The sequence below is a fragment of the bacterium genome (assembly GCA_018812485.1).
Taxonomy (GTDB): domain Bacteria; phylum JAHJDO01; class JAHJDO01; order JAHJDO01; family JAHJDO01; genus JAHJDO01.
The window spans coordinates 1-4,535 of record JAHJDO010000001.1; the positions used below are offsets into that span (position 1 = coordinate 1).

The 4,535-nt window shown below is 38.9% G+C and carries 5 protein-coding genes and 1 riboswitch; of the genes, 3 read left to right on the top strand and 2 right to left on the bottom strand.

From position 1 onward, the window contains the following. From KKC91_00005 to KKC91_00015, 3 genes are all read left to right on the top strand, one after another. On the top strand, positions 1–379 hold a 379-nt coding region (locus KKC91_00005), incomplete at its 5' end, for a hypothetical protein (protein MBU0476942.1). After that, on the top strand, positions 376–726 hold the full coding sequence (locus KKC91_00010; protein MBU0476943.1) for a hypothetical protein: 351 nt from the start codon (positions 376–378) through the stop codon (positions 724–726). The genes KKC91_00005 and KKC91_00010, both read left to right, overlap by 4 nt. A 101-nt stretch (positions 727–827) precedes the next feature. Continuing rightward, complete coding sequence (locus KKC91_00015; protein MBU0476944.1) at positions 828–1,526, top strand: DUF1559 domain-containing protein; 699 nt, start codon at positions 828–830, stop codon at positions 1,524–1,526. 285 nt (positions 1,527–1,811) lie between these two features. On the opposite strand, the gene trpD is transcribed toward KKC91_00015, so the two are convergent. Then, positions 1,812–2,927, bottom strand: coding sequence for an anthranilate phosphoribosyltransferase (gene trpD / locus KKC91_00020; GenBank protein ID MBU0476945.1), 1,116 nt, complete (start codon positions 2,925–2,927; stop codon positions 1,812–1,814). Positions 2,928–2,941: 14 nt separating this feature from the next. Next, a complete protein-coding gene (locus KKC91_00025; GenBank protein MBU0476946.1) occupies positions 2,942–3,919 on the bottom strand; it encodes an alcohol dehydrogenase catalytic domain-containing protein in 978 nt (325 codons plus the stop codon). Between the two features lie 77 nt (positions 3,920–3,996). Further along, positions 3,997–4,221: riboswitch (cobalamin riboswitch) on the bottom strand. Between the last annotated feature and the right edge of the window lie 314 nt (positions 4,222–4,535).

Below are 4,535 nucleotides of genomic sequence, written 5' to 3' on the forward strand. Positions count from 1 at the left end.
CTCCATTGGAATAGCTACATTAAGCGATGCTATAATCCCTTACCTTGGGGGAGGTTTGCTTAATGTTCCAATGGAATTTCATGCGCCATTTATAGAGACTGCAAAGATGCCATTTATTGGAATTGCAAAATGGAAGATTGTAAATTTTGCAGCGGTACTTGGAATTGCAATCGGTTTTTTGAATCCTAAAACTAAATTTCCGCATTTTGGGCATGTTTTATTAAGTACGTGGGCATCCTTATTTGGTTTCACAGCGTTCGGCATAGCAAATTGGATTCCTTTACTTCCTTTTGTTTTTCTGTTTTTATTTCTCGCAGTTTGGATTCCATGTTGTGTGAGTGATATTGTATTTCCATTGTTGTTTGTGAGAAAAAAATGAAAGGCATTATTAAAATAGGACGAGTTGCAAGCATTGGTTTATTCGTAATTGGTGCTATTCTTTATCTGTTTTTTTCTACCTGTTCTCCTCTGCTTCATAATCATTCAGGCTGTGAATATAGCAACCACTGTTGCGATACGCACAGTGATTCTAACAGACATCATCCAGATTGTCCTGCCTGCAACTTTTTATTTGTAGCCGCTTTTTTTGATATACCAGAGATAGTTATTGTCCCTACTATTTCATATCATGTAGCCTTTGGAACATTTTTTGACTATCAACAACCGTACCAACAGTTATGTTATGACTGTCACTCCATCCGTGGACCTCCTATAATCTCTGTATAGGCTTTCTACGTCTGTCATAAAACTCTCCACGAATTACTTAACTTATACAGTAATGACGTTGAGTATGTTATCCACTACAATATGCAAATAGGAGTGACAAAATGCAATATTATAAAAAAGGATTTAGAAGAGTTTTAAACTGGATTCAAAGAATGAGAGGATTTTCACTGATTGAGCTTTTGGTTGTGACTGCGATTATCGCTATGCTTGCGTCAATGTTACTTCCAGCTCTTGCAAAAGCGAGGGAAGTAGCAAGAAAAGCCAAGTGTATTTCTAACCTGCGTCAGATTGGAATGGCTCTACATATGTATGCAGAGGATAATGGGGAGTATTTCCCTCATGTTCATCAGGGTCCCACATATACTGATACAGCAATGACATCAAGTCAAGAGTGGTGGGAATTTCTTGAGCCATATTCTAATGGTATATACGATTATATGAAGTGTCCTTCAGATCCTCATCGAGATGAAGCAGGTATCGAGAGCTATATATTTAATGGAATGTTTGCTTTTGGTAAAAAAATAGGACAGGTGAAGATGACAAGTGAGAGAATTATTGTTTCAGAAAGGGCAGATGAAGGTGGTGTTCTCACACATCAGGGCTATCCTGCATGGAAGACTCATGCTGAATGGCGAAGCAGTATAAAAGAAAATAGACATGGGGACGGTTCAAATTATCTCTTTGTTGATGGACATGTCAAATGGCATCGATTTGAAGAGACTATTGGGACAAGACCCAGTTGTGACATGCACTATGTTGCAGGATTTGATCATGGTGGAGCTTGGCAGGATATTGAATAACTAAAATTATCTTTGACTACATAAATAATCGTTCTAAAGTTGTACTAAATTATGACTAAACAGACCCACTAAATATATCCTATAAAGTTACAAATGTTCTTAATGTTCCGTAAGTTCCTTGTGCTATGTAACTATAGTAACATTTCTTCACTATTCAACACATTGGAGGTCACAATTTGTGACCAGTCAATCTTCCTCCTCTTTAGCCTCAAGTAGTTTTTCTTCAAATGCCTGCGTAACAAAAGAACTTAATTTTACCCATTTCTCTAAGAATAAAGAATATAATCAGAAGATTTTTAATTTTTTTATCAGGTCTTCAAGCCGTTCAGTCCCACGGCCACTTGTAGCGTCCTGTGTCGATACCCACTGACGGAGCTTATTAAGGGCAAGCTTATGTTCAATAGCATCACTACTGATTTCAACTCCACGTTTAAGACTGGCACACTTATCTGTTAGATAAAGTATGGCTCCAGCATTCAGACACGTAAAGTCAATACATGCCTCGTGCTCTATGCCTGCTAGCACCTGAACAAAGCGTACAGCTTCTTGATGTATATTCCCTAAATTTGCAATTTCTTCGTAGCTGACACGTCTTAAGCCTACATCTTCTGGATTTATGGCATAATCTCTTGTTTCATTTTTCAAAAATTCACACACAACCGTCTCTCCGAGTATAGAAAGTTCATCCATACCATGACCAGAAACAACATCCTTTCCATATACAACCATCCCACGTTCATAACCAATCTCACGCATAATTTCAGCAACAGGTTGCATCAGTTGTTCTGCATAGACTCCACGTAAGCCATAAGTTGGCCTGCACGGATTAGCCAGGGATGCGGCTATATTTAAGGTAGACCCAAAGCGGATCTGGCTGAGAATTCGTCCAAGAGCACCCGGATGTACCTTTGAGCTCATACCATTGAAAAGTCCTATTCCAGCAAGACAAATACTGCGTTCGACAGTTTCAATATCACATTCAACATCAATACCAACGGCTTCAAGTATATCTACAGTACCACAAGCTGAAGTAAGTGCCCTGGCACCATGTCTCCCCATTTTCACTCCACATGCAGCAGCAACAATGGCAGACGCACTACTTACATTGAAAGTTTTTAGTCTATCCATTCCTGTCCCTGAATTCTCAAAAAGAGGAACAGGTAAATCTGACGATGTATGAATAGTATCTAGTTCATCAATTGCAGCCCAGGCTCCGATAATTTCGTCTGTTGTTTCACCCTTGGCTACAAGAGCAGCGAGAAATGCACCCTGCTGCAAATCAGGTTGTTGATTTAACAAAACCTCCTTAAACATGGCGTAGCTCTCATCTCGGGATAAATTCTTACCCTCAATTAATTGCTGAATTTTTAAACCAAATTTTCTAATTCTTTCTGCCTCCATCTGTTTCTCCTCGTCTATGGATAAAGCAGTATTTTTATGCTTTTTCGTTGCTCAACTAATTTCAGAGCTCTCTCAAGTTCCCAGAGTGGCATTTTATGTGAAATAAGATCATTAACTTTCACTTTTTTATCTCCAAGAAACCCAAGGGCCTCTTGACCATGACGATAACTACATCCATAAGCGCCTACAAGGGTTTGTTCATGATAATGAAGTTGATTGAAATTAATTTGAAATTCTGTCCTGTCAGGAGCAAGTCCAGAAAAGATTACAAGACGGCCTCTGGGATTAAGATAGGAAAGTGCCTGGCAGTAAGCATTGGCAGAGCCTACAGCCACAATACAGACATCAAAGCCCGTCTCTGGGGGTTCCTCAAAACCATTGGCAAAGGAACGTCTATGATTATCTGGCTCAATTACAAAGGGAGTTGCATTTAGTGCTATGGCAGCACGAAAAAGTAATAGTCCTGCTGGTCCTGCGCCCCATATCCCGATTGTCTCTCCCTTCTTAAGTCGGGAAAGTTCAAGTGCGTTAAGACAACATGAAAGTGGCTCGGCAAATACAGCTTCCTCATCCGGTAGATTGTCAGGAATAGGAATGATGCTTTTTGCTGGAGAAAGTACATACTCTGCAAATCCACCGTTACGGTGAAATCCCATTATTTTCATCTTTTCACATAGATTTTCTGCGCCTGCTTTACAAGGGTTACATTTACCGCAAGCTGTACCTGGGTATATATAAACACGCTGACCTTGTGATAATCCTGAAACGTTAGGACCAATTTTAAAGATTTTACCAACAACTTCCTCTCCTGGTACACACGGCAGCACCAGATCTCTGTGACCCACTCTAATCAACTTTAGATCAGTACGGCAAAGACCCGCGATTTTAACATGCACCAGAACTTCACCGGTCTTGGGATAAGGTATGTTAATATTTTTAATTTTGAATGATCCTACTTCTTCAACTATTATTGCTTTCATACATTTCTTCATAAGAGTAATCTCCAAATAAAAAAAGCCCCGATGGACCGCCTATAGTCCTTCGGAACCTTTTACCATTAAATTCCCTAGCAAATCATATTGTTTCAGGCAGGTCTTCTGGCTTACGAATCCTCCTACTTGTTACGCCTTCCCATCCAAATTTTATAAAGATAGTGGTTTGTGTAACTTTCGTCCTCGCACACAGCAGCGGGACTGCTTCCGCTTTTACCTCGTAAAATTCACTTTGTGAATCATCAGGATTTACGGAATTCCCTATTAATCCTCTAAGAGGAACCTGTACACTTAAAATTTAAAAGAACAAATATGTATTATCCTACTCACATCAATCTATGTGTCTATAACAAATTTGCATAATTTTTGCAATATTTTGCTATTTTACCACTACTTTTTTCTCAAAGCAAGATTTTGTCGGCTGAGTTTTGGGAATAAACAAGAACATCGTAACCCATCACTATTTAGAAGAGAAAATAAGGTATGTTATGTTCCGAAAAATATCCTCCCAGAATTATTGGAATGAAAACTGAAGTAAAATTGGATTTGATAATCCCTATGGAACTTTTACCCTAAATGTTTAATTTTACCCAAGGTTCTGTTAAAACACACTGAA